At 74.5% G+C, this 4085-nt stretch carries 2 protein-coding genes; both read left to right on the top strand.

The window, feature by feature from the left end; translation table 11 throughout:
- Window positions 1-350: 350 nt before the first annotated feature.
- The gene (locus tag AB0J52_RS30425) at window positions 351-2516 is read left to right on the top strand and encodes an MMPL family transporter (RefSeq protein ID WP_500186098.1); all 2166 of its coding nucleotides are present in this window, start codon (window positions 351-353) and stop codon (window positions 2514-2516) included.
- Window positions 2517-2665: 149 nt separating this feature from the next.
- Window positions 2666-4085: Tex-like N-terminal domain-containing protein (locus tag AB0J52_RS30420; RefSeq protein WP_500186097.1), on the top strand; the 1420-nt coding region annotated here is incomplete at its 3' end.

The raw sequence follows: 4085 nt of genomic DNA, 5'->3' as shown, positions 1-4085 counted from the left end.
CCGGCGGCAGCAGCGCCAGCCCCACCCCGAGCGGGACGAGCGCCAGCGACCCCAGCAGCAGGATCGCCAGCGGCAGGTTCGCGATCTGGGCCAGCACCGCCTGCGCCAGGCTGCGGGCCACCGCCAGGCCGCCGGCGGGGGCCGTCCGGTCGTGCGCATCGCCGTTCACACGCTCATTGTGCCCGGACGGCGCAGCCCGGGCAGTGGGCCCAGACCCCCCTTCCCGGAGGTGGACTTTCGCCTACCCCGCGGAGGGCGTGGACCCACTGTGCGGACGCCCGCGCCGCACGAGCATCGAACCGTCGTTGACAGTCGGACGGAAGGGCGCCGGGCACATGAGCAGGCGATCGGTGACAGTGGGGGTGGCCCGCTGGAGCGCGGGACACCCGTGGCGGGCGATCGGGTTGTGGATCGTCTTCGTGGTGGCGTGCACGGTGCTCGGGGGCGCCCTCGGCACCAACAAGGCGACCGACCTCGACCAGGCCGCGGGGGAGGCGGGCAAGGCCGGACGCGTCGCGCACTCCCACGGCGTGACCCCGCCCGCCGTGGAGAGCGTGCTCATCACGGCCCGGAGCGGGCCGCTGCCCCGCGCCGACGCGGACCGGGCCGCCGCCGAGGCGACCGCCGCCCTGCGCGGGATCCCGCAGGTCGCGAAGGTGGACGCGGCCGTCCCGAGCAAGGACGGCACGGCCCTCATGGTCCCGGTGACCATGGCCGGCGACCCGCTGACCGCCAAGGACCGCGTCCAGCCGCTGCTCGACCGGACCGCCGAGGTGCAGAAGCGGCACCCCGGCCTGCGCGTCGAGCAGACCGGCGCCGCGTCCATGGGCCAGGGCATGACGAAGCTGGTCGCCGACGACCTGGTCCGGGCGGACGGCATCGGCTTCCCGGTGACCCTGCTGATCCTGCTCGTGGCGTTCGGCGCGCTGATCGCCGCCGGTGTCCCGCTGCTGCTCGCGATCACCGCGATCGCCGGCGCGACCGGGCTCACCGCGCTGGTCTCCCACCTCGTCCCGATGTACGACACCGCCAGCAGCATGACCATGCTCATGGGGATGGCCGTCGGCGTCGACTACTCGCTGTTCTACCTGCGCCGCGAGCGCGAGGAGCGGCTGCGCGGCGCGCACCACCGGGACGCCGTCGAGATCGCCGCCGCGACCTCCGGGCACGCCGTCCTCGTGTCCGGCGTCGCGGTGATCGTCGCGATGGCCGGGCTGTTCCTCGCCGGCAACGTCATCTTCACCTCGCTCGCGGTCGCCGCGATCATCGTCGTCGCGGTCGCCATGCTCGGCTCGGTGACGGTGCTGCCCGCCGTCCTCGGCAAGCTCGGCCCGCGCGTCGACCGGCCGCGCGTCCCGGTGCTGTGGCGGCTGACCGCGACCCGCGAGAACCCCCGGCTCTGGCCCGCCCTGCTGCGCCCCGCCCTGCGGCACCCGGCGGTCACGCTCCTGCTCGCCGTCGCCGCGCTCGGCGCCCTGGCCGTCCCGGCGCTCGGCATGAAGCTGCAGCCGACCACCACCGACCAGCTCCCGCGCGCCATCCCGGCGCTGCGCACCTACGACCGGCTCGTCGCCGCGTTCCCGGACCGCTCGACCGAGCACCAGATCGTCGTCCGGACGGCCCCGGAGCAGGCCCGCGCCGCGCGCGCCGCCCTGACCGACCTGGCGTCCCGCACCGCCGGCGACCGGCTGTTCGTCGCCCGCGGACCGCGCCCCGACATCCGCGCCTCCGCGGACGGCCGCGTCCAGACGCTCACCCTCTCCACCCCGTACGGCATGAACAGCGGCCAGGCCCGCGACGCGGTCGCCGAACTGCGCGACGACCTCCTCCCCGCCACGGTCGGACGGGTCGCCGGAGCCGGGCACTGGGTCGGCGGCGACGCCGCCGCGTCGGTCGACTTCGGCCGCCGGATGACCGACCGGATGCCGCTGGTCGTCGGGTTCGTCCTCGGCCTCACCTTCCTGATGATGGCCGTGATGTTCCGCTCGGTCGTGGTCGCGCTGACCGCGATCCTGGTCAACCTGCTGTCGGTGGGCGCCTCGTTCGGCGCGCTCGTCCTGGTCTTCCAGCACACCTGGCTGGAGGGCGCGCTCGGTTTCCGCAGCACCGGCGCGATCGTCGCCTGGATCCCGCTGTTCCTGTTCGCCGTCCTGTTCGGCCTGTCGATGGACTACCACGTCTTCCTGGTCAGCCGGATCCGCGAGGCCGCCCGCGCCGGGCTGCCGACCCGCCGCGCCGTCGAGGAGGGGATCACCGGCTCGGCCGGCACGGTGACCAGCGCCGCGGTCATCATGATCTCGGTGTTCGCGATCTTCGGGGCGCTCCGCCTGACGGACATGAAGGAGATGGGCGTCGGGCTCGCGGTCGCCGTCCTGATCGACGCGGTGGTGATCCGGATCGTCGTCCTGCCCGCCGCGATGGTGCTGCTCGGCCGGGCGAACTGGTGGCCGGGCCCGCTGTCCCGGCGGCTCCCCGCGCGCGGCGACCGGACCTCCCAGCGCGCCCCGGTCGGCTGACGCCCGCCCCGGCCCCCCGTCCCCTGGTCGGCGCCGGTCACGCCCCGGTTCCCGGACGAGTCCGTTCGGGAACCGGGGCTGACGCGACAAGCGGCCCCGCTTCCTGGACAATGCTCGGGCGACATCCAGGGGAGAAAGCGAACCGACACGTGACAGTCACCAGCCAGAACGCCGCCGCCGAGCAGGCCGCACCGCGGCCCATCACCGCGCGGATCGCCGAGGAGCTCGGCGTCAGGGAGGGGCAGGTGCGGGTCGCCGTCGAGCTGCTCGACGGCGGATCCACCGTCCCGTTCATCGCCCGGTACCGCAAGGAGGCGACCGGCGCGCTCGACGACACCCAGCTCCGCGACCTGGAGGAGCGGCTGCGCTACCTCCGCGAGCTGGACGAGCGGCGCGCCGCGATCCTGGAGTCCGTCGAGGGCCAGGGGAAGCTCACCGACGAGCTGCGCGCCCAGATCACCGCGGCCGACTCCAAGGCGCGGCTGGAGGACATCTACCTCCCGTACAAGCCCAAGCGCCGCACCAAGGCGCAGATCGCCCGCGAGGCCGGCCTCGAGCCGCTCGCCGAGCTGCTGCTGGACGACCCGTCCCACGACCCGGCCGAGGCCGCCGCCGGGTACGTGGACGCCGAGAAGGGCGTCGCCGACGCAGCCGCCGCGCTGGAGGGCGCCCGCGCCATCCTGGTCGAGCGGTTCGCCGAGGACGCCGACCTCATCGGCGCCCTGCGCGAGCGCATGTGGAACACCGGGCGCGTCGTCGCCAAGGTCCGCGAGGGCAAGGAGGAGGCGGGCGCGAAGTTCTCCGACTACTTCGACTTCGCCGAGCCGTTCGCCAAGCTGCCCTCGCACCGCATCCTCGCCCTGTTCCGGGGCGAGAAGGAGGAGGTCCTCGACCTCGACCTGCAGCCGGAGGCGGAGGACGCCGACCCGGCCGCCCGGTCCGGCTACGAGACCGAGATCGCCGCGCGGTTCCGGATCAGCGACCAGGGGCGGCCCGCCGACAAGTGGCTCCAGGACGCCGTCCGCTGGGCCTGGCGCACCCGCATCCTGGTCCACCTCGGCATCGACCTGCGCACCCGGCTGCGCCAGGACGCCGAGGACGAGGCCGTCCGCGTCTTCGCCGGCAACCTCAAGGACCTGCTGCTCGCCGCACCCGCCGGCACCCGCACGACCATGGGCCTCGACCCGGGCCTGCGCACCGGCGTGAAGGTCGCCGTCGTGGACGGCACCGGCAAGGTCGTCGCGACCGACACGATCTACCCGCACGAGCCGCGCCGCCAGTGGGACGCCTCCCTCGCGACCCTCGCCAAGCTGGCGAAGGAGCACCGGGTCGACCTGATCGCGATCGGCAACGGCACCGCGTCCCGGGAGACCGACAAGCTCGCCGCCGACCTGATCGCCGCCAACCCGGACCTGAAGCTCACCAAGATCATGGTGTCGGAGGCGGGCGCGTCGGTGTACTCGGCGTCCGCCTACGCCGCCCGCGAGCTGCCCGGCATGGACGTGTCGCTGCGCGGCGCGGTCTCGATCGCCCGCCGCCTCCAGGACCCGCTCGCCGACCAGGTAGTCG

It is taken from the genome of Spirillospora sp. NPDC049652 (assembly GCF_040675125.1).
In the GTDB taxonomy this organism is placed as follows: Bacteria; Actinomycetota; Actinomycetes; order Streptosporangiales; family Streptosporangiaceae; genus Spirillospora.
This window is presented reverse-complemented; position numbering and strand designations above follow the sequence as displayed.